Genomic DNA, 24,811 nt, shown 5'->3' with positions numbered 1-24,811 from the left:
ACGATGGGACGATAACATGAATTAAACTGTTTGCAGTATCTTTGGCCATGCGAATGCTATTCATCATGCAAAAACCAATTTCTGATCTCTGGTCTTTAATCTCTAATAACGCATGAGAATCATGGCCTTCGATTATGGCACCAAGCGCATCGGCATTGCCGTTACCGACCCGATGCAAATCATAGCTACCGGGTTGGATACCATCCATCCGAACAAAATTATCGATTACCTTAAAAAATACTTCCAAACCGAACAGGTGGAGCGCTTTATTGTAGGCGAGCCCAAGCAAATGGACAATACTCCCTCCCAATCGGCCATACATGTAAAAGGTTTTGTAAACCTGTTAAACAAGACTTTCCCTGATATTCCTGTAGAGATGCTGGATGAGCGCTTTACCTCAAAAATGGCATCGGCAGCCATTTTACAGGGCGGAGTAAAAAAAATGGACAGAAGAAATAAAGAGCTGGTGGATACAGTTTCGGCGGTGATCCTGCTGCAGTCGTGGATGGAGAAAAGAGCGTTTTAAGACCGAGATACCATTATCTCTATTTGAGAAAAAAGGTTTATAACATATCCTAATTCTCCGGGGCCCTTAATACTGGTTTGGGTTTTGACATAAAGGGATTTAGCAACGCCGCTATAAAAATCACCAATATGCACCCAATCGCGTTCAGCCACAAGTAAGCTACCTTATCAGTAAAACCCAGTATGCAGATGATAGCCTCTGTTATTACAGCAGCTGTAAATACCGCGGCCCCTCTTATCTTTTTGAGATAAAAGGCTACTATAAAAACACCGAGTATGGTGCCATAAATAAAAGACCCCAGCTTGTTTACATACTCCAGCAAGTTACCAACTTTGCTTGCATAAAGCGCCATGGCCACGCACACTACGCCCCAGAATATTGTAGCTAAACGCGACGCCAGCAGGTAATTCTGCTCATTGGCGCCGGGATTGATTATGCGTTTATAAATATCAACGACGCTGGTGGAGGCAAGCGAATTAAGCGCGCTTGCCGTAGAGCCCATGGAGGCGAGAAATACAATAGCTACCAGCAACCCAATTAACCCACGCGGCAGGTAATGGGTAACAAAATTCAAAAACACATAGTTGGTGTCATCTTCGTTGGCTTTGGCATTGTTCTTTTTCATTACGCCGATAGCCTCGGCACGGATATCAGCGGATTGCTTATCTGCCAGTTTCAGCGCATCTTTTGCGCGGGCTATTTGTTCGGGGCTATGGCTGTCGAAAGCCTTGATTAAATCGCCGGTTTTGTTTTTACGTTCTTGAAAGGCAGCGTTGTATTGGTTTTCCAGTTCATTGTACTGTCCTGCGTAGCTGCTTTGTTTCACCTGTTCAACCTCGTAACGGTTAAAGAACATAGGCGCCCGGTTAAACTGGTAAAAGGCAAAAACCAGGATACCTATCAGCAGGATTAAAAACTGCATCGGTATTTTAAGCAAACCGTTCATAATCAAACCCATCCGGCTTTGGCCAACCGAGCTTCCGGTAAGGTAGCGGCCAACCTGGCTTTGGTCGGTACCAAAGTAAGAAAGCTGCAGGAAGAAGCCGCCTATCAGCCCGCTCCAGATGTTGTAGCGGTTGTTCGGATCGAATTTCCAATCCACCACATTCATCTTGCCCATTTTGCCGGCCAGTTTTACTGCTTTAACAAAGCCAACCCCATCAGGTAACAAATGAACTACCAACACTCCGGCAAAAAACATTCCCAGGAAAATGATGCTCATTTGCAATGTCTGGGTGTACGAAACAGCCCTTGTACCGCCATAAACAGTATAAAATATCACCAATCCGCCGATAAACAGCGTGGTATAAACGGTATTGATGTTGAGGATGGTTGATAATATGATTGAAGGTGCATAGATGGTAATACCCGTTGACAAGCCGCGTTGTACCAGAAATAAAAACGAAGTAAGCGCCCGTGTTTTCAGATCGAAGCGGTTTTCCAAAAACTCGTAAGCGGTATAGACCTTCAGTTTATGGAAAATGGGCACAAATGTTATGCACAGCACAATCATGGCCAGGGGCAGGCCGAAATAAAACTGCACAAACCGCATCCCGTCAGAATAAGCCTGGCCCGGAGCCGACAGGAAAGTAATGGCGCTGGCCTGCGTGGCCATAACAGAAAGCCCGACGTGGTACCACTTGAGCGAGCGGCCACCCATTAAAAACTGGTCGATATTTTTATTGCTGCCGCTTTTCCATACACCGTATATGATGATGGTAAGCAAGGTAGCGCCAAGAACTATCCAGTCGGTTAAGCTCATTCAAGGTAAAAGGTAATGAGCGAAAAAATAAGGATTAGAAAAACCAGCCAGCCGGCTACAATGCCATAAAACTGGTTCCAGCTGCGTATGAACGATGGCAGTTCGGGATCAGGCTTTGCTGCCACGGCCCCTTACAAAAACGTTCAGGAAAAACCCGGCAAAAAGCAGGCCCACAACGCCTAATATAGGTATCAGTATTAAGGTTTTATCGATAACCACACCGCTTGCAAGGCCGGCAAGCATGCCGATAAGGTAGTATAATGAATCGATATTTTTTTCTTCTTCGTGATGTTTCATGATACAGAGAATGTTATGCTGCAAAAATAATTATTATATAATGGATAGCAAGCGTGGAGTTGAAATGTTTTAAAGTTGGGAAGTTGTATTGTTAGATGGCCTTTTTTTAAATTGATATAACTTTTTACGGCCGGCACAACACTACAATTAATTTTGAACAACTATCTTTATATACAGCTGTAACCTGCGGGGAAGAAGTGTAGTCAGAAGGGTTAGAAGATGCAAAGCAAGCTTTCAGATATCGAATTGATTGAACAGGTACTGGCGGGCAATCAGGCGGCGTATGCCGATTTGGTTAAGCGGCACCAGCGATTTGTATTTACGCTGGCGATGCGCTATGCGAAAAGCCGTGAAGACGCTGAAGAAATAGCGCAGGATTGCTTTGTGAAAGTCTACCGGTCGTTGGCATCATTCCAGGGGCATGCCAAGTTTACTACATGGCTGTACAGTATAGTATATACTACAGCCATGACGTTTTTAAGGAAAAAGAGGGTGGATACAGACTCGATAGACGACGAAGGCACTTTTATACAGGTAGAAAGCCAGGCATCGGTTTATGACGTAAATAATGCCGAAAATAAATCGCGGTCGTTTTACCTTAGCCAGGCTATTGAGCAGCTTCTGCCGGACGATGCCGCTATAATTACCCTTTTTTATAAAGGAGAGCAATCGCTGGAGGAAATTGCGCAGGCGCTGGGAATGGAGGCGAATACGGTGAAGGTAAAATTATTCAGGGCGCGCCAGCGTTTAAAAGAAAAGCTGGAGCGTAATTTAAAACATGAAGCAAAGGAACTGATATGAATACGATTGAGGAAAAACTTTGGAGTTACATAGATGGGACATGCACGCCGGAAGACATGCAGAATATCAGCAGGCTCATCGCAAGCGATGAATCGGTGCGCTTAAAATACCAGGAGTTGCTGGCCTTTGACAAAGAATTTGCTGCGATGGAACTGGACGAGCCGTCAATGGCGTTTACTTATAACGTAATTGAGGCTATTCGCACCCAGGAAGCCATGGTGCCATTAAAAACCAGGGTAAACAAACGTATAATTTTAGGGATAGTACTGTTTTTTGTGGTAAGCCTTACCGGGTTCCTGGTATATGCGCTATCCCAAATGGACATTTCGTCAGCAAAGGTTCCTGACATTGTGTCAAAAGTATCCGTGAATGTTAAATTACCACAAGTAAACACTCATATCTCCAAACCGCTGGTAGAGGGATTTATGTTTTTCGATGTGGTTTTAGGGTTATACCTGTTTGATAAATACCTTCGCCGTAAGAATGCAGGTCAATTACTGTCTAAAAAATAAAACACAGTATTTACTGTTTGATACACATTTTGGGTTTTGGCAGGGTTGCTTAATAGGAAATATAATAGTTTAAAGAAAATTTACGGAGTATCTCAAAGATTTGGCACGGCGATTGATTAGTTACTATCGGGACTGGCACTCACCAGTTCAATTGTGATAAGGTTTAGGTTGAAAGTCCCCCGCAGCAAGTGTGGGGGGCTTTTATTTTTTTATAGACTTTACTTTTTCTGCCAACTATAGTCTAAGAAAATAAGGGAGATAAACCGCGTATACAATTTATAAGTTTAAACCGTTTATTTAACTTTGCACAGGATTTTCTGACCCCAATTATCCTGGCGCAGTGTCCGGTTTCTAAAATGTCCAGTTAAGCGAAGCAAAAAATTATTATCGATATGACAAAGTGTTACGCATTTGTATTTGCATTGCTGCTTAGTGCAGTCTGTTTAAATGCCGAAGCTCAGGCTCCCCGTATACCTGAAGCCAGCCCTACGCAAACTATTATACAGGATTTTGGGCTTGGTAAAATCACCATAACGTACTCAAGGCCAAGCGTGAAAGGCCGCGTGATATTTGGGGGGATAAATCCCTATGGCCAGGTTTGGCGCACCGGGGCAAATGCGGCTACTACTATTACTTTTACAGAAAACATCTTTTTTGAGGGGCATAGTGTTAAAGCTGGTACCTACGCGCTGTTCACTATTCCCGAAAAGGATGAATGGACCATCATATTAAACAAAACGGCTAAGCAATGGGGCGCGTATAGTTACAAACAAGCCGATGATATTCTGCGGGTAAAGGTAAAATCGACCTATCGGGCCGAGAAACGTGAAAGTTTTACTATACAGTTTGCCGATGTAACTACACATTCTGCTGAACTGCACCTGGTTTGGGACCATGCGTCGGTGTATATTAAGCTTGCTACTGATGACGATGCTAAAATTACAGCGAACATTGATCAACTGATGAAAGGCGACCGCAAGCCTTATTATTTTAATGCGATACAATACTATTACGAAAATAATAAGGATCTGAAAAAAGCGCTCGGCTGGGCGCTGGAGGCGGAAAAGGTTGAGCCCGAAAGCCCCTGGTTCAGGCTATGGGAAGCCCGTATCCGGCTGAAAACCGGCGATAAGGCAGCCGCCATCAAGGCTGCCCAAAAAGGCGTGGAACTTGCAAAGGCCACCAATGACGACGAATATGTAAGGCTTAACCAGGCTGTAATTGATATGGCGAAAGCCAGCCGGGAGTAAGCGGATCTGAGAGATTACTTACGGAACTTCCGTATACTAAAATGGCCCGGCGATTTCGCCGGGCCATTTATATTTAAACAGCAATCAGTTCTGACAGATTACATCAATTACTCCGGCTTCTGCCTTATACTATAAATACGCTTCCCTCAATCTTATCAGCCTTACCCAGTGCATTAGCCTCATGATGGGATAAACCGGGTCTAATTCAAACCACCTTGCCGCAAAATTAGCGTTGTTTGGCCTTTTATGATGATTGTTCTGGAACAGCTCGCCAAGCATTAAAAAATCAAAAGGGGTAGAGTTTTTTGATTTGTCGCCATTATCAAAGTTTGCATAACCGTATTTGTGGCCGCACCAGTTTACGATAGCGCCGTGTATTGGCCCCATTAAAAAGTGGATAGGGAGTAACAAAAACATCCACCAGTGTGTTGCAAAAAATATATAAAATACCACGTAAAAAACTCCGAACAAAATACGCGACATATAAGTTGAGCCCCAATAGTCCAGTATGCGCCATTCGGGGTAATTGCCCTTAAATTGCGCATCAGGCTCCTTAAGGCGCTTTTCATAAAGCTTATAGCTCTGGGCTGTACGCCACATCATCTGGAAAACATCTTTAAAAAAGTACGGAGAATGCGGATCTTTCTCGGTGTCGCTGTAGGCATGATGCTCACGGTGCATTATAGCATAAGCTCTCGGGTTCAAATACGAAGAGCCCTGGCAGATAAATGTAAGCAAATGGAATATACGCTCGTTGATTTTATGGGTACTGAACATTTTGTGCGATGCATACCTGTGGAGAAAAAATGTCTGAAAAAACAGCGACAAAAACCAATGAGCAAGAAAAAAAATAAGGATAATCACGTTTATAATATTGGTTAAAGAATTACTTTTATGTTAGTTGCAAAGATACAATTATTAAACAGGCTCTGCTTACAAAATATACGGAAGCTGCTGTAACGTAGTTTCATAGTAACGGGTTCAAAAGACCAAATCATATCAAAAAATATTCCATAGGCCAACGCACACTTCAAAAAGCCACTGCCGCCGGTTGCCTGCATTTCGGGAAGAATAGAATCTCAATATCAGCAATTTACCTGTAAATGGGTATTTCCCAGGCGGCGTTGTTTTCGTTTTTTTGAATCTGTAAGTTATGCAGCAATAGATCAACCCTACCTCTGTCATGAAGCAAAATGTTATCCCCAAAACAAAATCTGCAATTAAAGTGGTTATTTATGCAAAGCCGGTCAGATTTTTCCTGGCCGGCATTTGTTTGCTGGGTTTCATCGTTTCTGATAAGTTAAAGAAAACTTATGGCGACTCGTTTGTAAACAATTTCTGGAAGCAGGCTGAATTGCGGCCGGCGGCAGCCACCACCCACAGGATGCGGTTGATAATTTTATACTGGCGGCCTGTGCAGCAGCCAATAAGAATTTAACCGTACAATTTACGGTTGCCTGGCGGTGGCCAATGTCCGCACCGGCGAAAACGGAAACATTAAAATACCCATGCAAATGATGTTTGGTTTATAGTTTTGAACGTAAAAGGTTGTTGCCCCCGGCAGCAGCCTTTACATTTATTACCTGATTAATTAGCGCAGAAGTTTTTATATTGTAACTCCCTTAATTTTAAGAAACTAATGCAGGCGATGAGGCAAATTTGCTTTTTTTTGTGGCTGATATTGCTGCCTGCTGTGGCCTGTTCGCAATTATCATTAACAAATCAACGCATTGTTGATTCACTTACCTGGCTTGTAAACAAAGCCGCTGAGGATAGCAGTAAGGTGGATTTGCTCTCTAATCTGTCAAAAAAATATTATCCCATTGATTATAAAAAAGGACTTGAGTATGGTAACCGGGCATTAAGCCTTGCAAAAAAAATAGGCTGGAAACAGGGTGTGATGAGGGCATATAGTTCGCTGGCTGCTAACTATTGGGCCCGGAATGATTTCATGCGTGCACAGGATTTTTATGGAGAGTCGTTGAAAGTTGCGCGTGAAATCAATAACAAAATGTTCATCGCTATCAATCTTCACGACATCGGTATTTGTTACGATGTTACCGGCAATTCCGAAAAAGCTGTTGCGTATTACAAAGAATCAATTGCTGCGGCATCAGCAAACGGGTTCAAGGAGCTGGAAATGGGTACCTACTCAAATATTGCCGACCTGTATTCAAATGAGAAAAAGTACGACGAAGCGCTATCTTATTACCATCGCTCATTAAAGCTATCCGGCCAGATCAACAAGCCGCTTAACGGGGCATACTATATTCAAAAGATCGGCTTGATATATTCCTATAAAGGCGACCAGGATAAAGCATTGGAATATGTAAACAAAGCGATTAAATTGTTTGAAAAACTGGGGAATGATGAAGGTGTGGCTTTTTGCCTTAACGAGCAAAGCAGGCTGTATGTAGCAAAAAAAGAACCGGCACAAGCCATAAAACAATGCCTGCGGGCTTTAAACATGCTGGCGCAGCTAAAAGGGACGCCAACCCAAAAGATGCAATCGTCGTTCAACCTTACACTGGGTAACGCTTACGCCCTGGCGGCAAAACAAAGCCAGGGTAAACAGGCAATTGATTTTTTGCAGCTGGCAGTAAAAAGCTACGGCAGGGCGGTAAGTATCGATAAAGCAATAAATTATCGCGAGTCGGCAGCAAACGGGCTTAAAGGGCTTTCAGAATCTCTTGAGGCCCTCGGAAGGCATAATGAAGCCTTACAGGTGTATAAAGAATACGCTGCAAATAACGATAGCATCAACAATTCAGAAAAGCTGAAGGATTATACGCGTCATGAACTGGCCTTTGAGTACGCCCGGAGACACGACTCGTTAAACTACGAAGCAAGGCTGCAAAAGCAGGAGATGGCACAAGTGAGGGCGGCAGCTGATAGCAAATTGAAACAGCGCTCGCTTTACGGGGTTGTTGCCATTGTGGTACTGCTGCTTATTTCCTCGTACTTTTTTTTTCGTGCCAGGGTGCAGCAAATACGGTTTAAAAGCCAGCTGGCAAATGAGAAAGCGCAGCAGCAGATTAAGGAAATGGGATTTGAAAGTAAATTGAACGACCTTACCCTCGCCTCGCTAAAATCGCAGATGAACCCCCATTTCATCTTCAATTGTCTTAACTCTATTAAATTTTATGTGGAAAAGAATGAAACCGATGCCGCCTCCCTGTATATTACCAAGTTCTCCCGGCTCATCCGCAGTATCCTGGACAGTGCCCGTTCTGAAAAGATCTCGCTTGCCACCGAACTGGAATTGATTCGGCTTTACCTTGAAATGGAAGCGATGCGTTTAAAGGAAAAACTGCGTTACCAGATTGATGTGGCTGATGATATAGATGCCGAGTTTATTGAAATACCGCCGCTATTGATACAGCCCTACGTAGAAAACGCAATATGGCACGGTCTGATGCCCAAACAGGAGGGCGGGGTGATTAAGATTGATGTAAGGATAGTAAACAGCTGTTTGCTTATAACTATTGCTGACGATGGTATCGGCCGTGAGCAGGCGGGCGTTTTAAAAAAGAAAAATAAATTTAACCATGCCTCGCACGGATCGGCACTGAATAATGAACGCATTGCTATGTTTAATGCACGTTATAAAACCAACACCAGGGTCGATATTACCGACTTATATAACCATGCAGGAATTGCCTGTGGAACGCTGGTAACCATAAAAATGCTTTTGCAATGAAGAATTTTAGAGCAGTAATTATTGATGACGAGGCCGATGCTGTAGAGCTGTTGAAGCTGCAGCTGGCAAAGTTTTGCCCCGAAATAGGCGAAATTGATACGTACACCAATTCGGTTAAAGCGCTGGAAGACATGGAACTGCGGCAGCCTGATTTGCTCTTCCTGGATATAGAGATGCCCGTGCTGAATGGTTTTGAATTGCTGCAAAAGCTGATGCCATTTAACTTTACAGTTATTTTTATTACCGCCTACAACCAATATGCTATAAAAGCGTTCAAATTCAATGCTATTGATTACCTGGTAAAACCGATTGACACCGATGACCTGGTTGCCGCAGTATTGCGGGCGCAAAAAGAAAATGTCGTAAATCAAAACCGCTTAAGCGCATTGCAAAAACAGTTGCAGGGTGAGCCCATTAACAAAATAGCAGTTTCATCGCAAAATGGCGTATTCTTTATCGACCTGAAAGGTATTATTTACGCCGAAGCTGATAGTAATTATACAACGCTGATGCTGGCTGACGGCCGTACGTTCGTAATATCCAAAACGTTGAAAGACCTGCAGGATGTGCTGGAAGACAGCCATTTCCTGCGCATACACCGTCAGTACATCATCAACCTAAACCATGTTACGCATTTGGACAGAACGCGGTCAACGCTTACCATGATAAACAAAAAAGAGTTGCCGGTAGCCCGTAACCAAAAGGATAAACTTTTTGAGATGTATAAGTGGCTATAAGCAGGCCAATTTGCAAAATCCGGCTTGTCCTAACTAACTAATATTGCAGTTTAGCACTGTTTTCCTTCCATTCACTCATTTGGCCCGATTGATAAATAACGGTTGAGTAAATTCAATTATTGGTAGTTGCAAATATCCGGCTATCAATAAATTACGGATTTGATACAACCTTGCCATTATGACAACTGCATTTTTTATTAAGCAAACATCCGGGCTGTGGAATAAGGTGGCCTGCGAAAATGCCCTCGTAAAAAGTCATCCAGCGTTAGACCTGCACAAAAACCTTCCGGGGCTTTTTCAGGCAGGCGATTTCTTCTATACTATCTTTAATCCTAAAAAATTTGCTTTTGATTTTATCAGCCCGCAGGTTGAAACAATTCTCGGATACAGCCCCTCAGATGTTACGCTGCCTATGCTCATCGAGAACATCCATCCGGAAGACCGGTCGTGGGTTTTTGAATTTGAAAATCTGGCTACTAATTTCCTGTCGAAGCTGCCTGCAGGCAAGCTTACCAAATATAAAATACGGTATGACTTCAGGATAAAAAACAAGAGCGGCGAATATATGCGCCTGCAGCACCAGGGCGTAGTGATTGAGCATGACGACCGGGGCGGCATCGGCCGTATCTTAATTATACAATCGGATATCAGTCACTTAAAAAAAGAGGGAATACCGGTTTTGGCGTTTATAGGCCTGGGCGGAGAGCCGTCATACCTGAATGCTGGCGAAAAATGCAGGCAGCAGGATAAGAATAAAGCACTCACAGGCCGCGAAAAAGAAATTCTGAAACTGCTGATTGACGGCAGGTTAAGCAAAGAAATAAGCGATCTTTTAAGTATCAGCAAGCATACTGTAGACACACACCGCAAAAACATGATACGCCGCAACAATTTAAGCAACACAGGCGAGCTAATTGGCAAGGCGGTTACCCAGGGCTGGCTTTAAATACCAGTTAATGGGTATTGGTTATCTGTTCGCAAAGCATTTCTTTTGATTTCCATGTTTAATTGATTAGGGACAATTAACCTAAAAGCGGGTCGGCTGTTATGCAGCGGTCCGCTTTGTTTTTAGTTATTTTTTTCCGCATCGCGCAAAGCTTTCACCTTGTCGTGCGAGGCAATGATTTGTTGCTGCTGACGTCTTACAATTTCAGTCTGTTCGGCTGTAAGGCCGCTGCCCGGCAAAAGCGCGGTTTCGTAAGCTTTTTTTATCGCGTCTTCGCCTCTTTCGCATTCTCTTAAAATGCTTTTACGGTCGCTGCCGCTGATAGTAGCTTTAAGATCAAGCCACATGCGGTGCAGGGCGCCCCGGCCGCTCATCGCCATTTCTACAGCGCCGCCGCATTTATGTATAGAGCGGCCAAGCTCATGCACGTTCTCCCGGCTATCAGTGCGGAGCTCCATAAACAAGGTGCGTAAGTCAAGGTCCTTTTCGTTCAATTCTTTTGCCGCTTGTGCAAAGCCGGCCATGCGGTCGTTGTTAATTTCGATGAGATCATTTAATACCTCAACCGACTTGTCAATAGTCTTCATGGCGGAAATGATTGTAGTGTAATTTAAACAATTATCCTGACATTTTGAACGGGTGTTAAGGCAAAAGGTTTTTACAAGTCTGATTAAATTAACCCGGGGATGCAGGCGGTTGCCCTCCGTTAACGTTCAAGTTCGAATTGCTCTGCCAGCAGCCGGTAGCTGGTGAGCCTGTCTTCAAAATTTTCCGTTATGGTAACCGCAATAATTTCATCAACCTTATAATCTTCGGCCAGCCATTTCAGTTTCAGTTTAATTTCGCCGGGCGTGCCGGTTACTACGCGGGCGCGGTTATAACGGATGCGTTCCAGCTCCTGGCCGGTGTATTCCACATCTTTAATGTCTTCGTAGCCAACCGGTTTTATGCCGGCGCCTTTTTCAAACTGTGTAAAGCGGTAATCCATCAACGCCTGGTGCCGCCGTATCTTTTCTTCATCCTCCGAGCAAAAAACAAAAATAGCTACGCTGGCCTGCTCATGTTTCATATCGTCAGAAGGCTGAAAACGTTCGCGATATAACTTAACCGCCTCCGGGCCGCCAAGGGGATTGATAAAATGCGCAAATGAAAGCCCCATGCCAAAATGAGCTGCAAATAATCCGCTCTGTCCGCTCGAACTGAGCAGCCACATATCGGGCACGGTTTGTACCTGCGGGATAGCACGTATCTTGCCAACGGACGTCCCCGGCTCGCCGGTATCATGAAAATAGTTTCGCAAATCGTAAAGCTGTTCTATAAAGTCCTGCTCGCGGAACTGGTTAGACGGGTTCAGTACCGATGCAGTTAGGCGGTCAGTTCCCGGAGCGCGGCCCATGCCTAAATCTATTCGTCCGGGCGCAAGTGCCTCCAGCATACGGAAATTTTCTGCAACTTTCAACGCGCTGTGATTGGGCATCATCACCCCACCCGAGCCAATGCGTATGTTTTTGGTTTGCGACGCCAGGTAAGCCATCAACACCTCGGGCGTAGAGCCTGCCAATGCGCCGGTGTTGTGATGTTCCGATACCCAAAAACGGGTGTAGCCCAGTTCATCGGTATATTTTGCTAACGCGATAGTTTCCTGAACTGCCTGCTCTGCGGTAACGCCTTTGCGCACAGGCGATTGGTCCAAAACGCTTAGCCGTATCTTATTTGTGCTCATAGTAAATGTTAAAACACAAAATTACAGAAGGCGTTGTAGAGGAAATGTAAAGTTTTCGGCTACCAGTGCTTTAGTTGCTTAATATAAGCCGTCAGCTCATCGGCTATTTGTTTATGCTCGTCAATGTCCGGATGCCCGCCGCACCCATTGTGGTACCGTTTGGAGAAGAAATATTTAGATACCCGCCGGTCGCCATTTGCGTTCATGTGGCCGGTGATTCCGGTAAGATAACGTTTCAATACGGGTAAAAGAGTAGTATCAGCCATGGGGCTGGTGAGGCAAATAATATCGGCCTTAGGGTAATAGTGGCGCATATGGGTCAACAATTTAACATAAGCGCTGCAAAACAGGGTGGAGTCCTGCGGGCCGTCGTTCTGCCCGATGCAAACGGTCACCACATCAGGCTGATAGTTTTTAAAATTCCAGGTGATAGAATCGCCATATATAAAAACTTTATCCACTATCTGCGGCAGCACCACTTTTAAATTACAGCAGCTATGCATTAACCCAATACCAGCCAGCGAAGTAAGCTGCCACTCAGCATCAAGGTTGCGGGCAGTGCGGGGCCCGTAGCTCATGTAGGCGTTATGCTGATCGTACCATTGTCCTTTATCGCAGGGGACGGCAGACAGATCCATGCCGGTGCCGCTGGTTATCGAATCGCCAAAACACTCGATCTTCCGTTTAGGCTGCGGCGGTAATGGGAGCAGCTTTTCGCACCGCAGCCCGATAAAATCTATATAACCGATGTTTGATTCTGTGTCTTTGCAGATCAGCAGGGTGTGTTCTGTACCGGCAAGGCCTTCGGGAACTTTAATGATGTTTTGCTTGCCTGTAGTTTGTATACGCTGCATCTTATTGCCGTCTACTACAATCTCCAGGTAATTGAAGTTGTTGCCGCCGGGTACTTCATCGTTCAAAATGATCTCACACTGCGGCCCCTTAAATTTTGCCTGTATATAAACACCCGGGGCCCAGATGCGAGGCCTAAGCTTGTCCGAAAAATCAATACGGCCAACATAACGGATATCCGGGTTATCGGCTTTATAAAAGTTAAGCCTGTTGTTTTTGGCATAAGTGAGCTTAACAGCCAACAAAGCAAGCATTACAAAAAGGAACCGCGCGATGTCTTTCATATCGGTTTAAAGATAACGGTAATCGCCTTCAAATACATAACCAGTAGACGAAGTTTGTTATCCGCCCCAAGACAATCAAACTTTATTATAGTCTGATTGTCTAATACTTATAATTTAATTCGATATGAAAAAGTTTTTGATAATAATAATGCTACTCGGCCTGACAATTGAAATTGCGCCTGCGCTGCAGGCAGAGAATGATATAGATGTGGCTATTGGCCAGCAACAGCAAACCGACACGTTAAAACATAAACTTTATAAGAAGCATAAGCGGGTTGTGCGAAAAGTTTCATCACAAAAAGCTGCACGGATCAACAAGCAATTAAGACAGGCAGATAAGCATCTTCGGAATGAAAAGAAAGTACAGGAAGTGCGGCGAGAACTAAAAAAGGATACCATACACCATCAATAGAAACTGTATGCCATCGTTCACAAACTATTGCTTATAAACTGCAAGTAATTGTTATTTCGTATGCAAATAAAAACCCCGGCTTTGAGATGAGCCGGGGTTTCTTTAATCTTATGGTTGAGTGAAATTAATTCATCCGGTAGGGTGCGATCAGGTAAAATTCGGGTATCTGCACGTTAAACGGCTGATTGTCCATCAGGCGGGTCATGTGATATTCGCCTTTCATGCTACCCATATCGGTTTTTAAATTGCACCCGGATACATACTCGTGGGCCATACCCGGCTCTATAACCGGTTGCTGGCCAACAACACCTTCGCCCTCCACTTCGCGCTTGGCGCCGTTAGAATCAAAAATATACCAGTGCCTGCCCAACAACCTAACCGCATAATTACCCATGTTTTCAATCCTTACTTTATAAGCAAACATAAAGTGGTCATTTGCCGGGTTAGAATACTCGGGCTGGTAGATCGTATCTACCGATACCTTAACGCCGTCTGTAATAGTCGTAACCATATAACAAAATCTTGAGAGTCAAATATATATTATCCAGTCAAATATCAAGCCATTTTCTGATTTTTTTTGCGGATAATTTTAGTCTAATGCCTTGAGCCTGTAGTAGTAAGTCTTTTTGTGACTAACAACTAACATCTATTCACTTAAGACTTCCAAAGCGTACCTTGGGTTTACGCTCACTTCGTGTAAAATTTCCATTACCTCATCCAGTGTAGCTGCAACTACCAGGCGCATGCGGTATTCCTTAAAGTTTTCAATCCCCTTAAAGTAGTTGCTGTAATGGCGGCGCATTTCGTAGATACCCGTCTTTGGCCCTTTCCACTCTACCGATTTTTGCAGGTGCGTGGTGCAGGCCTCAACGCGCTCGGCAATGGTTGGTTTTTCTAAAAATTCCCCTGTGTTAAAATAGTGCTTTATCTCACGAAAAATCCAAGGGTAGCCAATTGCGGCGCGGCCAATCATCATACCATCAACGCCGTATTCCAAACGCCAGTCAGCAGCCTTTTGGGGCGAATCGATGTCGCCATTCCCAAATATGGGGATTTGTATCCTCGGGTTTTTTTTAATTTCACGGATAAGGCGCCAGTCGGCTACGCCCTTGTACATTTGCGCACGGGTACGGCCATGTATGGTAAGGGCTTTTATACCTACATCCTGCAGGCGCTCAGCCACCTCGTAAACATTTTTGGTGTTATCATCCCAGCCGAGGCGGGTTTTAACAGTAACAGGTAAATGCGTGGCATTAACCACAGCTTTGGTCATGGCTACCATCTTGTCAATATCCTGCAAAAGGCTCGCACCGGCGCCGCGACAAGCCACCTGCTTTACCGGGCAGCCGTAGTTAATGTCCATCAAATCGGGATTGGCTAGGGTGGCAATTTCGGTAGCCTCGCGCATGTGGTCGATATCGCTGCCGAAGATCTGTATGCCTATCGGGCGCTCGTATTCAAAAATATCCAGTTTCTGGCGGCTTTTGGCGGCATCACGGATCAGCCCTTCGCTCGAGATAAACTCAGTGTACATCATGTCTGCACCGTTTTGCTTGCAAACGTAACGGAATGGCGGATCGCTCACATCTTCCATCGGCGCCAGCAGCAGCGGGAACTCACCTAAATCAATATTTCCTATTTGTACCGACATCTGTTATCTTCGTGGCAAAAATACGCATTTTACCCCGGATGATAAATATGCCCTATAAACAGTTAGAAAACAATGACAAACGCATACGTCCGGGTGTGCAATTTTTAATATTTACGGGTATTTTTATTGGTTTCTTTATCGCAGGTAATTTAATTGGCGCGGGCCTGGTGTTAGCCATTTTCGGCCAGAAGACGTTTCTGGCTTTAGGCACACTAAACTTTACAGCGCCACATTTTATGCCCGCTATCTGGATACTTCAGATAGCCGGCACTACATTGCCCATCCTGGTATCGGCCATTTTTTTCAGCGCTGTAATTGTGCGCGATATCCCGGGATATATTAAGCCCCGTCTGCATTTTCCGTGGGGGTTAATGGTTTTGATACTTGCTGCAATGTTTGTCGGGTTGCCGCTTATCGAGTTCCTGTCAAACCTTAACCAAAAAGTTCCGGTGCCGCATTGGCTGGAATGGATGAGCGAAAATGAAAAAAACACCGAAAAACTGATGACCCAAATGCTAAACATGAAAGGCCTGTGGGACGTGATTTTAAATGTGCTGTTTATCGGCTTATTTACTGCTATTGCCGAGGAGTTTATGTTTCGCGGCGTTTTGCAAACCATTTTTTGCAACTGGACCAAAAACATACATGTTGCCATTTGGATAACGGCGATTTTGTTCAGCGCCTTCCATATGGAGTATTTTGGATTTTTCCCCCGTTTGCTGCTGGGGTTATTGTTCGGTTATTTTGTAGCCTGGAGCGGCAGTATATGGACCGGCGTTTGGGCGCACTTTATAAATAATGCCACCATTGTTGTGGTAACTTACCTTTTTCAGCAAAAAGTGTTTACCGGCGATGTAAATAACCAGCATGTTTTTAGCGCGCCGGCTTACCTTGTAAGTTTTATAGTAACCGGTGGTTTGCTTTTTATATATCACCGTACAATGCTCCTGAAAAATAAAACCGGTGTTGAGTGATGGAGAAAAACTGGGTAAGAATATTTACTTCATCAAACTTTTACCAGAGCGAAATGGTGAAGCAAGCCTTAGCAGGGCAAAATATTGAAACTGTACTGCTAAACAAACAGGATTCGTCGCACCGCACGTTCGGCGATATCGAAGTTTACGTGCACCAGGACAACTTTAGCGACGCTATAGAAGTGCTGATTATGAATCAAAGTATGCAATGAAGACAAGAACCATAACAGGGATAATTTTTGTGATTGTAATGCTGGCCTCGGTTATGCTGGGCCCGCTGGTTTTTGCCGGCTTTTATTTGCTGATAAGCTGCCTGTGCCTTTTTGAGTTTTATGGCCTGATAAAGCAGGGTACGGCTAACCCGAACGTCCCCGTGGGGATACTTACCGGGGCTTTAATATTCGCAGCCTTCGCCGTGCTTTGTTATTCGGGTGTTTTTTCAATGCCTGGTTTGGAAGGCATGAATACCGGGCACAAGTTATTATTTTTAATCCCGGTTGCATCGGCCGCTATTTTCACAACAGAGCTGTTCGCCAAATCAGAAGCGCCCTTTACCAATATTGCTTATACATACCTGGGATTGATATTTACCGTTGTGCCGTTTACGTTTTTCCATGCCCTGGCGTATGTTTTGGGTGGGTTTAATCTTTACCTTCCGCTGGGTTTCCTGGTAATGCTTTGGTCGAACGATACCGGCGCTTACCTGGTTGGGCGGGCATTGGGGCGCACCAAGCTTTTTGAGCGCCACTCGCCGAAAAAGACCTGGGAAGGATTCATCGGCGGCGCTATTATCAGTGTGGCCGCAGGGCGTATACTTGGCCATTATTACACAGGGCTGGCCATGCAGCATTGGATTGTTATCGCATTGATCATATCCATCATCGGCACAACCGGCGATTTAGTAGAATCAATGCTTAAGCGTAGCATTAATGTTAAAGATTCCGGCGGTTTGCTGCCCGGCCATGGCGGCCTGCTCGACAGGTTCGATGGCTTGCTGCTGGCCGCTCCTATTGTATATACTTACCTGTACTTCATTTCAAATTAGTAGCTTTGCACTATTACCTGCAATCGGTAGTGCTATAATAAATACCCAAAACAATGACTTTTCATAAAGAAGGATATACCTCGTTAGCCCTTTGCATTCTTTTTATTTTTGTTTTGAATGCGCTGATCCAATTTTACTTCCCCGAAGCACACGTGGTAAAATGGATTATCTACATCCTTTCATTCCTGCTTTTTGTAACTATCGTGCAGTTTTTCCGCAGCCCGAAATTCGGCATCGATAAGCATGATAAATATGTTTTATGCCCGGCCGATGGCAAGGTGGTGGTGATTGAAGAGACGGTGGAAACCGAATTTCTGAAAGACAAAAGGATACAGCTCTCCGTGTTTATGTCGCCGGTAAATGTGCACGTTAACCGTAACCCAATAGCCGGGGTTGTTAAATATTTCAGGTATCACAAAGGCAAGTACCTGGTGGCCTGGCACCCCAAATCATCTACCGAAAATGAACGTACTACTATTGCCATCGAAAATAAAGAGGGCGTTGTCGTTTTGTTCCGCCAGATAGCCGGCGCGCTTGCGCGCCGTATTGTGTGGTATGTTAAAGAAGGCGATGTGGTTGAGCAGGGCGAGCAGTTCGGCTTTATAAAATTCGGCTCCCGTGTGGACGTATTTTTGCCGCTTGGTACTAAAATAAACGTTGAACTTGGCCAGGTGGTAAAAGGCGGCCGCACCATTCTCGCTGAATTGGCAGACAAGCCTGAACCCCCTAAAATAAAAGCAGAAGCGGATGATGCTTTTGAAACGGTTAAAGCGGCAAGGCCCGTGAAGAATACGGCAAAGAAGAAGGCGTAAAAAAGAGTTGGCAGGTTTAAGCTGGCAGTTAGGAGCGGTTGGCCTATGTTGCGGAACCCGTTTTTACCAAGGCAACTTTTAAAATACCTCTTACCGCACGATATACACCCATCCCGCTAATTTATTGGTCCCGTTTTTTAAATCAATAACATAGTAATAAGTACCGCCGGGCAGTTTGCTGCCGTTATATGTGCCATCCCATGCTTTAGCGTAGCCGGTACTTTTGTATACCAGTTTGCCATACCGGTCGAAAACCATCGAGGAGCTTTCAGGGTAGGTTACCAGCGCTTCAATATTCCAGGTGTCGTTAATGCCGTCGCCATTGGGCGAAAAGGTATTAGGTATAGTGATTTTTTTATAAACCCGTACAAAAACGGTGCTGGTTGATATCCCGCAGTTTGCCGAAGTCACAGTCATGGTGTAACTGATGTCGTCTGTAGGGTTTGCCGTGGGTGTAACGGCGGTTGGATCGTCGAGCGCAGTTGCCGGCGACCATGATACGCTGGTTGTCTCATCTCCGGTAACAGATCCGTTCAGCTTTACCGATTGACCCTCAAAGATCTTTTTGTTTTCTCCCGCGTCTGCTGCCGGAATTTTTCGCACTGCAACAGTTATCTTTTTGCTGTCATCATTACAGCCGTCGTTACTTACGTTTACCGAATAAGTAGTGGTGTCTGCCGGGCTGGCAACAGGGTTGGCAATATCGTCATGATCAAGCCCAGCGGAAGGGGTCCATTTATAATAAAGGCCGCCGGCGGCGTGCAGTTGTGTGCTTTGTCCGGCGCAAATTGCCACGTTGCCACTAACACTCGCCACAACTTTTGGCACTATTTTAACCTGTACCTGTACCGGCGGCGCCTCACAGCCTTTATCCGAGGTAGCTATCACTGTATAGGTCCCTTCATTTGCCGGCGTAGCGTTATTTATAACCAGGGGATTTTGAGATGTGGGTTGAATGCCGGGGCCTGCCCAACGGTATGTTGCGCCGCCCGATGCTTCCAGTGTGAGCGGATATCCCTCACAAAAAGTCTTTGGTGGAATGGCCGGGACAACCGGCAGCGGATTTACCGTGACCGTCAGCGGCGCCGAATACACCCTGCACCGCACGGAAGTGATATCCGAACCATTAGCTACACCAAGCCGGTATTGATAAGTACCTTTAACGGCCTTTTGAAAATCTATATTAAGCGTGGCGCCGGTTTCATGATCGATATCAACCCAGCCATTATCTGAATAATTTACCTGCCATTGTAATACGGGATTATTAGCGCTAACTTTTGCATTTATGCTAAAGTGTGCGTTGCTGCCCTCGCAGATCTCCTGCGTTGTTTGCCCTGCAATAGCGCCAAACCCGGCCTGGATTACCGGTCCGCAGGCGCGGAATGTAATATCATCCAGTGCCAGGTCGTTACCACAGCCGCCGGGAGCATTGTTTATCATTTTTACCACAACGGTACTCACACTGGCGGGTGTAGTAAAATAGGTGCCGTATTGTTTCCATTCCACGCCATCGGCAGGCTCAATATCGCCGGTATTATAGGGTTGACTTAGCTGTTTGCCGTCAAGCGTTTCGATGGAAAAAGTAATATTGGGCCGCGTGGATGCACCGCCACACGCCGATGGAATGATTATATTAGTTATCCAGGCAGAAAAGTAATAGGTGGTATTGGCACATAATACACCGGCGTCGGCAGTTTGCGTGTAAAAAAGGCCCGGCTCGTTTGATGCATTTACAATCATCATGTATCCGTTAGGGTTTCCGGTGTGATCGGTAAGGCTGTGCCAGGTGCGGCCAAAACAGCCGTTGGTCTGGCTGGCTATGGTGTAGCTGCCATCGTTCGGACAATCGGCGGCTTGATAGCTATAGGTTGTTTCTGAAGATGACAGCTGCGGGCCGGGACCGGCGCCCGAGCCAAAATCCTGGTTAATTACAGGGTCCCCAAGTGCCCCAGTGCAAACCTGCGCAATGCTTTGGCTCGCAAAAAATAAACCGATTACGGGTAAAAGTATCTTAAGCCGGGCCGGTTTCATTAGGGGATAATCAAATCAAACAAGGTGATAGCAAAAATCAAATGTACTTAATTATACCTGTGGTTTGACCACAGGCAGCTAAAAACAGCATCCTATTGCATAGCGGACAGGCTGATAACGAAACAAAAAAAGCATAAGAAGTTAAATTAAAATTGCATACTTGTTTTTATGATGAGTTTTCGCCTTAATGTAATTATTTTATCAACCGCCCTGCTATGCTTTAGATGCTCATCAAAAAAGCCTGACCCTTCGAAAGCCGACGATGTTGTAACATCGGCAAACCAGCGGGTAAAGCTGCCGCCGCCCTATCAAACCAAGGCAGCTATGACTTTTTGCAGGGTGATTGGCTGGCCGCAAGGCAAAACACCTGTTGCACCTGCAGGATTTAAGGTAAACTTATTTGCGGAAGGTTTGAACAATCCGCGCAATATTTATGTGGCTCCGGACGGCGACGTATTTGTATCGGAAGCAAATACAGAAATTGGCGGGATAAAACGCATTGGCGCTAATATTATCGGGGCCGGTAAATCGCAGAACTACAACAAAAGCGCTAACCGAATCAGCTTGCTGAGGGATACCAATGGCGACGGCGCCGCAGATACCAGGCACACGTTTTTAAGCAACCTGAAACAGCCTTACGGTATGCTGATTTTAAACGGCTGGTTTTACGTAGCTAATACAGACGCTCTGTGGCGATATCCCTATAAAGAAGGGCAAAAAAATATAACAGCTGCCGGAAAGGAAATCCTTTCGCTGCCTGCCGGCGGCTATAACAACCATTGGACACGCAACCTGCGCGCAAATAAGAATGGCAGTAAAATATACATTTCCGTAGGTTCAGGCACCAATGATGCTGAACATGGTTTGGAAGTGGAGGCCCGTCGCGCCGATATCCTGGAAACAGACCCGGACGGAACACACGAACGCATTTTTGCAAGCGGTTTGCGAAACCCGGCGGGCATTGATTTTGAACCTTTAACTAATGTGCTTTTCACCGTGGTTAATGAGCGGGATGACCTTGGCGACAATCTTGTGCCTGATTATTTAACCAGTGTGAAAGAAGGCGGTTTTTATGGCTGGCCTTTCGCTTATTTTGGTAAACATGAAGATCCGGACCATATTGGTGAGCGGCCCGGCCTGGTAAGAAAATCCATTACGCCCGACTTGTCACTCGGCGCGCACACGGCCTCGCTCGGCCTCGCTTTTTATACCGGCAGTGCATTCCCTGCGCGGTACCGGGGCGGCGCATTTATAGGGCAGCATGGTTCATGGAACAGCTCGAAGCTGGTAGGGTATAAAGTGGTATTTGTTCCGTTTAAGGATGGAAGGCCCAACGGAACGGTTGAAGATTTCCTGACGGGCTTTATTGCCGATGCTGATGATAAGAAAGTTTACGGCAGGCCCGTAGGTATTGCAGCTTTGCCGGATGGTTCGGTATTGGTAGCCGACGACGCGGGCAACAAAATCTGGCGGGTATCGGCGATATAATTACATCCGATTTTTTGACGCGCCGGCTTGGATTGCGCCCTGTATTCTGTAAATCACGTGTCAAATAAAAAAGGCACCTCTGTGAAAGTGCCTTATGTTTGCTGAATGCGCCCCGCAATTCAAAATATCAAACAAATATTATTACAAATGGGTATTTGACCCTTAATTGTTATGGTAGGGATTGGCCTGCTCGCAAACCTGGTTCACTAAATCGCGGGACAACGGTTTGGTCATAAAAGAGTTAACGCAATTGTATTTTTTCGACTGAAACACATCAGCTGTGCGGATGGATGAGCTCATGATATGCACTCTTACATTTTTGTTGGTTTCTGCATTAAAGCTTTCCAGCTTATCCAGAAACTCCCAGCCGGTCAGCTGAGGCATGTCCAGGTCAAGCAGAATGACATCAGGCAGAGGGCCGGTGTCTTTATTTTCTTCCAGGTAGTCCAGCACCAATCGGCCGTCAAAAGTGTAGGTTGCCTGTTCGCAATTATAGTTATTGTGCAGTAAACGCTGCATAATGTAATGGTCTGTCGGGTTGTCGTCAATTACTACAAGTTTGCACATGGGTAAATAGTTTAAGTTTTGCTAAGATAAATATTTTATAACTAAAGCTTTAGCCGGCGATTGTTTTCATAAAAACCCGATGCAGGCCTTAATTAATAGCATAGCATTAATTATTAGGCAATAGCTGTGCCAATAGCACCTATGTGCAAATATCGCATGATATTACTCTTCAAAAAAATTAATTATCCTTTAAGTTAAAAATTCGTAAAACGCAGGGGAATATTGTGAACAGTCGCCGGGGAATTTTTTGGGCAAACGATGACGTTAGCCGTAAAAAGATATTTTCGCCAAAAACAGAAACAGCCCTTTGCTTTGCAACCATTAATGTCAGCCTCAGCAGTACCCGTTTGGCTTAGGAATTAACGCGGATACAATGACATTAAGCCTGAAGGTTGCGCAGCGCCGGGCATGCCTCTATCGGTCAGCTAATAGTTTACTTGTTAGCAGCGAGTTCTTTTTTGGCCAGTGATTTTGCACTTTCGGCCAGCCTCACAAATTCCGACCGGTAGCCATCCTCGTCATTTTCCTTAGCTCCTTTTGCCAGGCTGATCGCCTGCTGAAAAGTAGCGCCCTGTTTAAATTCTGATTCGCGCAATAACATACCGAATTCGGCAACGGCAGCTGCAAACCTGAAATCGTCTGATGTTGCGCTTAATGCCATGGGTTTATCTTTTATAGCGACAGCCTTAAGCAAGCTTTTTTCGGAATGCGGCTCTTTATACCTGAATTTAATAGTCATCATTTCATCTGATGAGTTACTTTGAGGCGCCGGGGCGGTTTTTTGGTATTTCAACGGGTCAACATTGCCAGCATAGTCATCCTTAACACCGACCGGCACTACTTCATATAATGCAGTAACTGTATGGCCGGAGCCCATATCGCCCGCATCTTTCTTATCGTTATTAAAATCCTCTTTGGCCAGGATGCGGTCTTCATAGCCAAGAAGGCGATACGCCTGCACTTTGGCCGGATTGAATTCAATCTGGATCTTTACATCTTTCGCAACCGTAAATAGGGTACCGCCAAACTCGCTTACCAGGGCCTTATGCGCTTCGGTAAGGTTATCTATATAGGCGTAGTTTCCGTTGCCCTTGTCGGCCATGGTCTCCATCTTACTGTCTTTATAGTTGCCCATGCCAAAACCAAGAATAGAGATAGCTACTTTGCTGTCGCGCTCTTTAGTTATTAACTGCTCCATATCGCCATCGCTTGAGGGGCCAACATTAAAGTCGCCATCGGTAGCCAGTATAATGCGGTTATTACCTTTAGTCATAAAGTTTTCACGGGCAATCTTGTAGGCCAGCTTCAACCCTTCACCACCTGCCGTAGAACCGCCGGCCTCAAGATTGTCTATCGCATCGTTAATAACTTCTTTTTTATTACCGGGAGTTGCGGCCAGGGCGAGGCCCGCATTCCCTGCATAAGTAACAATGGCCACTTTGTCCTGCGCCCGCAATTGATCCACCAGCATTTTCATAGAGGATTTTACCAACGGCAACTTATTAGGTTCGAGCATGGAGCCCGATACATCGATTAAAAACACGAGGTTTGATGGCGGCAGTTTTTTTTGTTGGATAGTTTTTGCTTTTAGCCCGATACGCAGTAGCCGGTGACTGGCATTCCATGGCGCCGATGATAATTCCGTATGAATGGCGACCGGACTATTATCAGAGGGACCGGCCAAATTATACTTAAAGTAATTTATCATCTCTTCAATGCGAACAGCATCTGGGGGCGGTAGCTGACCATTGTTGATAAAGCGCCTTATGTTGGCATACGACGCTGCGTCTACATCTACAGAAAAGGTTGAAAGCGGGTTGGCGTTTACCGTAGTAAACCCGTTTTCAGGATTGTTTTTATAGCTTTCGTCGTTTACCAGTGGTGCTATTGAAAAGGAAGACGTACCGCGCAGCGTTATGGCGGCGTTTCCAGCCGGTACTGGCGCGTTGGAAACTGTGATACCCGATACCCGTCCCTGTAGCGCGGTCGCCACATTTGGCTGCGGGGCGGCATAGTCCATCTTAACCACAGAGACAGCTGCCGTAACATCTTTTTTTCGCTGGGTGTTATATCCTGTGATAACAACCTCGTTCAGTTGGTTGGCGTTAAATTCAAGCGCGGCATTCAGTTTGTCGCTTTTACCCAATTGCAAGGTTAGCGTTTTGTAGCCAACAAAAGTAAACTTAAGCGATTTGCAGCTTTCTGGCACACTTATAGTAAACCTGCCATTAATATCCGTTTGGGTGGCGGCCTGGGTGCCGGGCGCGGTAACGCTCACTCCAGGCAGCGGTAAACCGGTGTTCTTTTCGGTAACGGCGCCTGTAATATTGCGGAAGGCTGTTTGCTTAAACCCGGTTAAGCCTGCCAATATTAAAATCATTAATAAAATCTTTTTCATAACTGTTTGGTTTTGTACTAATGATGCTGTGCCCGGCGCATTT

25 protein-coding genes are annotated in these 24,811 nt (G+C 45.3%); 14 read left to right on the top strand and 11 right to left on the bottom strand.

Translation table 11 applies throughout. The features are described 5' to 3' along the window. Positions 1–112: 112 nt before the first annotated feature. Positions 113–526, top strand: a complete 414-nt coding sequence (gene ruvX / locus Q3W13_RS07485) for a Holliday junction resolvase RuvX (protein ID WP_302862576.1) — start codon at positions 113–115, stop codon at positions 524–526. 49 nt (positions 527–575) lie between these two features. On the opposite strand, the gene Q3W13_RS07480 is transcribed toward ruvX, so the two are convergent. Further along, positions 576–2,288, bottom strand: coding sequence for a sodium:solute symporter (locus Q3W13_RS07480; RefSeq protein WP_302862573.1), 1,713 nt, complete (start codon positions 2,286–2,288; stop codon positions 576–578). A gap of 108 nt (positions 2,289–2,396) precedes the next feature. Continuing rightward, positions 2,397–2,585 carry a hypothetical protein gene (locus Q3W13_RS07475; protein WP_302862571.1) on the bottom strand — a complete coding sequence of 63 codons (189 nt, stop codon included), beginning with the start codon at positions 2,583–2,585 and terminating at the stop codon, positions 2,397–2,399. A 219-nt stretch (positions 2,586–2,804) separates the two neighbouring features. Here Q3W13_RS07475 and Q3W13_RS07470 point away from each other — a divergent pair, with 219 nt between their 5' ends. From Q3W13_RS07470 to Q3W13_RS07460, 3 genes are all read left to right on the top strand, one after another. Then, a complete protein-coding gene (locus Q3W13_RS07470) occupies positions 2,805–3,386 on the top strand; it encodes an RNA polymerase sigma factor (protein ID WP_302862569.1) in 582 nt (193 codons plus the stop codon). Continuing rightward, a complete protein-coding gene (locus Q3W13_RS07465) occupies positions 3,383–3,898 on the top strand; it encodes a hypothetical protein (protein ID WP_302862568.1) in 516 nt (171 codons plus the stop codon). Before Q3W13_RS07470 ends, Q3W13_RS07465 begins: the two co-directional genes overlap by 4 nt. Positions 3,899–4,290: 392 nt before the next feature. After that, the gene (locus Q3W13_RS07460; protein WP_302862567.1) at positions 4,291–5,148 is read left to right on the top strand and encodes a DUF2911 domain-containing protein; all 858 of its coding nucleotides are present in this window, start codon (positions 4,291–4,293) and stop codon (positions 5,146–5,148) included. A gap of 129 nt (positions 5,149–5,277) precedes the next feature. Here Q3W13_RS07460 and Q3W13_RS07455 read toward each other — a convergent pair whose 3' ends face one another. After that, positions 5,278–6,012, bottom strand: coding sequence for an acyl-CoA desaturase (locus Q3W13_RS07455; RefSeq protein WP_302862565.1), 735 nt, complete (start codon positions 6,010–6,012; stop codon positions 5,278–5,280). Between the two features lie 319 nt (positions 6,013–6,331). Here Q3W13_RS07455 and Q3W13_RS07450 point away from each other — a divergent pair, with 319 nt between their 5' ends. The 4 genes from Q3W13_RS07450 to Q3W13_RS07435 all read left to right on the top strand — a co-directional run bounded on the left by Q3W13_RS07450 (position 6,332) and on the right by Q3W13_RS07435 (position 10,531). Further along, a complete protein-coding gene (locus Q3W13_RS07450; protein ID WP_302862563.1) occupies positions 6,332–6,586 on the top strand; it encodes a hypothetical protein in 255 nt (84 codons plus the stop codon). 210 nt (positions 6,587–6,796) lie between these two features. Further along, entirely contained in the window at positions 6,797–8,848 is a 2,052-nt protein-coding gene (locus Q3W13_RS07445) for a tetratricopeptide repeat protein (RefSeq protein WP_302862562.1), read from the top strand. After that, positions 8,845–9,585 carry a LytTR family DNA-binding domain-containing protein gene (locus tag Q3W13_RS07440; RefSeq protein ID WP_302862561.1) on the top strand — a complete coding sequence of 247 codons (741 nt, stop codon included), beginning with the start codon at positions 8,845–8,847 and terminating at the stop codon, positions 9,583–9,585. The genes Q3W13_RS07445 and Q3W13_RS07440 overlap by 4 nt, the downstream gene beginning before the upstream one ends. Before the next feature lie 178 nt (positions 9,586–9,763). After that, positions 9,764–10,531 (top strand): LuxR C-terminal-related transcriptional regulator, encoded by a 768-nt coding sequence (locus tag Q3W13_RS07435; RefSeq protein WP_302862560.1) that lies wholly within the window; start codon positions 9,764–9,766, stop codon positions 10,529–10,531. A 122-nt stretch (positions 10,532–10,653) separates the two neighbouring features. Here Q3W13_RS07435 and Q3W13_RS07430 read toward each other — a convergent pair whose 3' ends face one another. The 3 genes from Q3W13_RS07430 to Q3W13_RS07420 all read right to left on the bottom strand — a co-directional run bounded on the left by Q3W13_RS07430 (position 10,654) and on the right by Q3W13_RS07420 (position 13,390). Next, positions 10,654–11,118 carry a PA2169 family four-helix-bundle protein gene (locus Q3W13_RS07430; RefSeq protein WP_302862559.1) on the bottom strand — a complete coding sequence of 155 codons (465 nt, stop codon included), beginning with the start codon at positions 11,116–11,118 and terminating at the stop codon, positions 10,654–10,656. A 119-nt stretch (positions 11,119–11,237) separates the two neighbouring features. Further along, positions 11,238–12,254 carry an LLM class flavin-dependent oxidoreductase gene (locus Q3W13_RS07425; RefSeq protein ID WP_302862558.1) on the bottom strand — a complete coding sequence of 339 codons (1,017 nt, stop codon included), beginning with the start codon at positions 12,252–12,254 and terminating at the stop codon, positions 11,238–11,240. Between the two features lie 59 nt (positions 12,255–12,313). Continuing rightward, positions 12,314–13,390, bottom strand: a complete 1,077-nt coding sequence (locus Q3W13_RS07420; RefSeq protein WP_302862557.1) for a GDSL-type esterase/lipase family protein — start codon at positions 13,388–13,390, stop codon at positions 12,314–12,316. Positions 13,391–13,514: 124 nt separating this feature from the next. On the opposite strand from Q3W13_RS07420, the gene Q3W13_RS07415 reads away from it, so the two are divergent. Further along, entirely contained in the window at positions 13,515–13,802 is a 288-nt protein-coding gene (locus tag Q3W13_RS07415; protein WP_302862556.1) for a hypothetical protein, read from the top strand. 124 nt (positions 13,803–13,926) lie between these two features. Here Q3W13_RS07415 and apaG read toward each other — a convergent pair whose 3' ends face one another. Together apaG and dusB are read right to left on the bottom strand one after the other, a co-directional pair. Next, a complete protein-coding gene (gene apaG, locus Q3W13_RS07410) occupies positions 13,927–14,313 on the bottom strand; it encodes a Co2+/Mg2+ efflux protein ApaG (protein ID WP_302862555.1) in 387 nt (128 codons plus the stop codon). Between the two features lie 135 nt (positions 14,314–14,448). Further along, complete coding sequence (gene dusB, locus Q3W13_RS07405) at positions 14,449–15,453, bottom strand: tRNA dihydrouridine synthase DusB (RefSeq protein ID WP_302862554.1); 1,005 nt, start codon at positions 15,451–15,453, stop codon at positions 14,449–14,451. A 47-nt stretch (positions 15,454–15,500) separates the two neighbouring features. Here dusB and Q3W13_RS07400 point away from each other — a divergent pair, with 47 nt between their 5' ends. The 4 genes from Q3W13_RS07400 to Q3W13_RS07385 are packed head-to-tail and all read left to right on the top strand — an operon-like array spanning position 15,501 to position 18,284. Continuing rightward, positions 15,501–16,427, top strand: coding sequence for a CPBP family intramembrane glutamic endopeptidase (locus tag Q3W13_RS07400; RefSeq protein ID WP_302862553.1), 927 nt, complete (start codon positions 15,501–15,503; stop codon positions 16,425–16,427). Further along, positions 16,427–16,639: a DUF2007 domain-containing protein gene (locus Q3W13_RS07395; protein WP_302862552.1), complete on the top strand. Its 213-nt coding sequence runs from the start codon at positions 16,427–16,429 to the stop codon at positions 16,637–16,639. Before Q3W13_RS07400 ends, Q3W13_RS07395 begins: the two co-directional genes overlap by 1 nt. Beyond that, entirely contained in the window at positions 16,636–17,472 is an 837-nt protein-coding gene (locus tag Q3W13_RS07390) for a phosphatidate cytidylyltransferase (RefSeq protein ID WP_302862551.1), read from the top strand. Before Q3W13_RS07395 ends, Q3W13_RS07390 begins: the two co-directional genes overlap by 4 nt. Before the next feature lie 53 nt (positions 17,473–17,525). Further along, entirely contained in the window at positions 17,526–18,284 is a 759-nt protein-coding gene (locus Q3W13_RS07385) for a phosphatidylserine decarboxylase family protein (protein WP_302862550.1), read from the top strand. A 90-nt stretch (positions 18,285–18,374) separates the two neighbouring features. On the opposite strand, the gene Q3W13_RS07380 is transcribed toward Q3W13_RS07385, so the two are convergent. Then, positions 18,375–20,315 (bottom strand): gliding motility-associated C-terminal domain-containing protein, encoded by a 1,941-nt coding sequence (locus Q3W13_RS07380; RefSeq protein WP_302862549.1) that lies wholly within the window; start codon positions 20,313–20,315, stop codon positions 18,375–18,377. Positions 20,316–20,483: 168 nt separating this feature from the next. Between Q3W13_RS07380 and Q3W13_RS07375 the strand changes: the two genes are divergently transcribed. After that, a complete protein-coding gene (locus Q3W13_RS07375; RefSeq protein ID WP_302862548.1) occupies positions 20,484–21,803 on the top strand; it encodes a sorbosone dehydrogenase family protein in 1,320 nt (439 codons plus the stop codon). A gap of 162 nt (positions 21,804–21,965) precedes the next feature. Here the strand turns inward: Q3W13_RS07375 and Q3W13_RS07370 are convergent, their stop codons facing one another. Both Q3W13_RS07370 and Q3W13_RS07365 read right to left on the bottom strand, forming a co-directional pair. Next, a complete protein-coding gene (locus Q3W13_RS07370) occupies positions 21,966–22,370 on the bottom strand; it encodes a response regulator (RefSeq protein ID WP_302862547.1) in 405 nt (134 codons plus the stop codon). Between the two features lie 433 nt (positions 22,371–22,803). Then, on the bottom strand, positions 22,804–24,768 hold the full coding sequence (locus Q3W13_RS07365; protein ID WP_302862545.1) for a von Willebrand factor type A domain-containing protein: 1,965 nt from the start codon (positions 24,766–24,768) through the stop codon (positions 22,804–22,806). Positions 24,769–24,811 lie beyond the last annotated feature (43 nt).

The organism is Mucilaginibacter sp. L3T2-6 (assembly GCF_030519355.1).
GTDB lineage: Bacteria > Bacteroidota > Bacteroidia > Sphingobacteriales > Sphingobacteriaceae > Mucilaginibacter.
Note: the sequence above shows the minus strand (reverse complement) of the source record. Positions and strands in the feature narration are given on the sequence as shown.

What these genes read in the sequence shown, in the direction of transcription:
- Q3W13_RS07400 (WP_302862553.1), top strand. Translation starts at nt 15,501, where the DNA reads ATGCCCTATAAACAGTTAGAAAACAATGACAAACGCATACGTCCGGGT.
- Q3W13_RS07375 (WP_302862548.1), top strand. Translation starts at nt 20,484, where the DNA reads ATGATGAGTTTTCGCCTTAATGTAATTATTTTATCAACCGCCCTGCTA.
- Q3W13_RS07435 (WP_302862560.1), top strand. Translation starts at nt 9,764, where the DNA reads ATGACAACTGCATTTTTTATTAAGCAAACATCCGGGCTGTGGAATAAG.
- Q3W13_RS07420 (WP_302862557.1), bottom strand. Translation starts at nt 13,390, where the DNA reads ATGAAAGACATCGCGCGGTTCCTTTTTGTAATGCTTGCTTTGTTGGCT.
- Q3W13_RS07365 (WP_302862545.1), bottom strand. Translation starts at nt 24,768, where the DNA reads ATGAAAAAGATTTTATTAATGATTTTAATATTGGCAGGCTTAACCGGG.
- Q3W13_RS07395 (WP_302862552.1), top strand. Translation starts at nt 16,427, where the DNA reads ATGGAGAAAAACTGGGTAAGAATATTTACTTCATCAAACTTTTACCAG.
- Q3W13_RS07380 (WP_302862549.1), bottom strand. Translation starts at nt 20,315, where the DNA reads ATGAAACCGGCCCGGCTTAAGATACTTTTACCCGTAATCGGTTTATTT.
- Q3W13_RS07390 (WP_302862551.1), top strand. Translation starts at nt 16,636, where the DNA reads ATGAAGACAAGAACCATAACAGGGATAATTTTTGTGATTGTAATGCTG.
- Q3W13_RS07465 (WP_302862568.1), top strand. Translation starts at nt 3,383, where the DNA reads ATGAATACGATTGAGGAAAAACTTTGGAGTTACATAGATGGGACATGC.
- Q3W13_RS07470 (WP_302862569.1), top strand. Translation starts at nt 2,805, where the DNA reads ATGCAAAGCAAGCTTTCAGATATCGAATTGATTGAACAGGTACTGGCG.
- Q3W13_RS07415 (WP_302862556.1), top strand. Translation starts at nt 13,515, where the DNA reads ATGAAAAAGTTTTTGATAATAATAATGCTACTCGGCCTGACAATTGAA.
- Q3W13_RS07425 (WP_302862558.1), bottom strand. Translation starts at nt 12,254, where the DNA reads ATGAGCACAAATAAGATACGGCTAAGCGTTTTGGACCAATCGCCTGTG.
- Q3W13_RS07370 (WP_302862547.1), bottom strand. Translation starts at nt 22,370, where the DNA reads ATGTGCAAACTTGTAGTAATTGACGACAACCCGACAGACCATTACATT.
- Q3W13_RS07430 (WP_302862559.1), bottom strand. Translation starts at nt 11,118, where the DNA reads ATGAAGACTATTGACAAGTCGGTTGAGGTATTAAATGATCTCATCGAA.
- ruvX (WP_302862576.1), top strand. Translation starts at nt 113, where the DNA reads ATGAGAATCATGGCCTTCGATTATGGCACCAAGCGCATCGGCATTGCC.
- Q3W13_RS07460 (WP_302862567.1), top strand. Translation starts at nt 4,291, where the DNA reads ATGACAAAGTGTTACGCATTTGTATTTGCATTGCTGCTTAGTGCAGTC.
- apaG (WP_302862555.1), bottom strand. Translation starts at nt 14,313, where the DNA reads ATGGTTACGACTATTACAGACGGCGTTAAGGTATCGGTAGATACGATC.
- Q3W13_RS07480 (WP_302862573.1), bottom strand. Translation starts at nt 2,288, where the DNA reads ATGAGCTTAACCGACTGGATAGTTCTTGGCGCTACCTTGCTTACCATC.
- Q3W13_RS07440 (WP_302862561.1), top strand. Translation starts at nt 8,845, where the DNA reads ATGAAGAATTTTAGAGCAGTAATTATTGATGACGAGGCCGATGCTGTA.
- Q3W13_RS07445 (WP_302862562.1), top strand. Translation starts at nt 6,797, where the DNA reads ATGAGGCAAATTTGCTTTTTTTTGTGGCTGATATTGCTGCCTGCTGTG.
- Q3W13_RS07475 (WP_302862571.1), bottom strand. Translation starts at nt 2,585, where the DNA reads ATGAAACATCACGAAGAAGAAAAAAATATCGATTCATTATACTACCTT.
- Q3W13_RS07385 (WP_302862550.1), top strand. Translation starts at nt 17,526, where the DNA reads ATGACTTTTCATAAAGAAGGATATACCTCGTTAGCCCTTTGCATTCTT.
- Q3W13_RS07450 (WP_302862563.1), top strand. Translation starts at nt 6,332, where the DNA reads ATGAAGCAAAATGTTATCCCCAAAACAAAATCTGCAATTAAAGTGGTT.
- dusB (WP_302862554.1), bottom strand. Translation starts at nt 15,453, where the DNA reads ATGTCGGTACAAATAGGAAATATTGATTTAGGTGAGTTCCCGCTGCTG.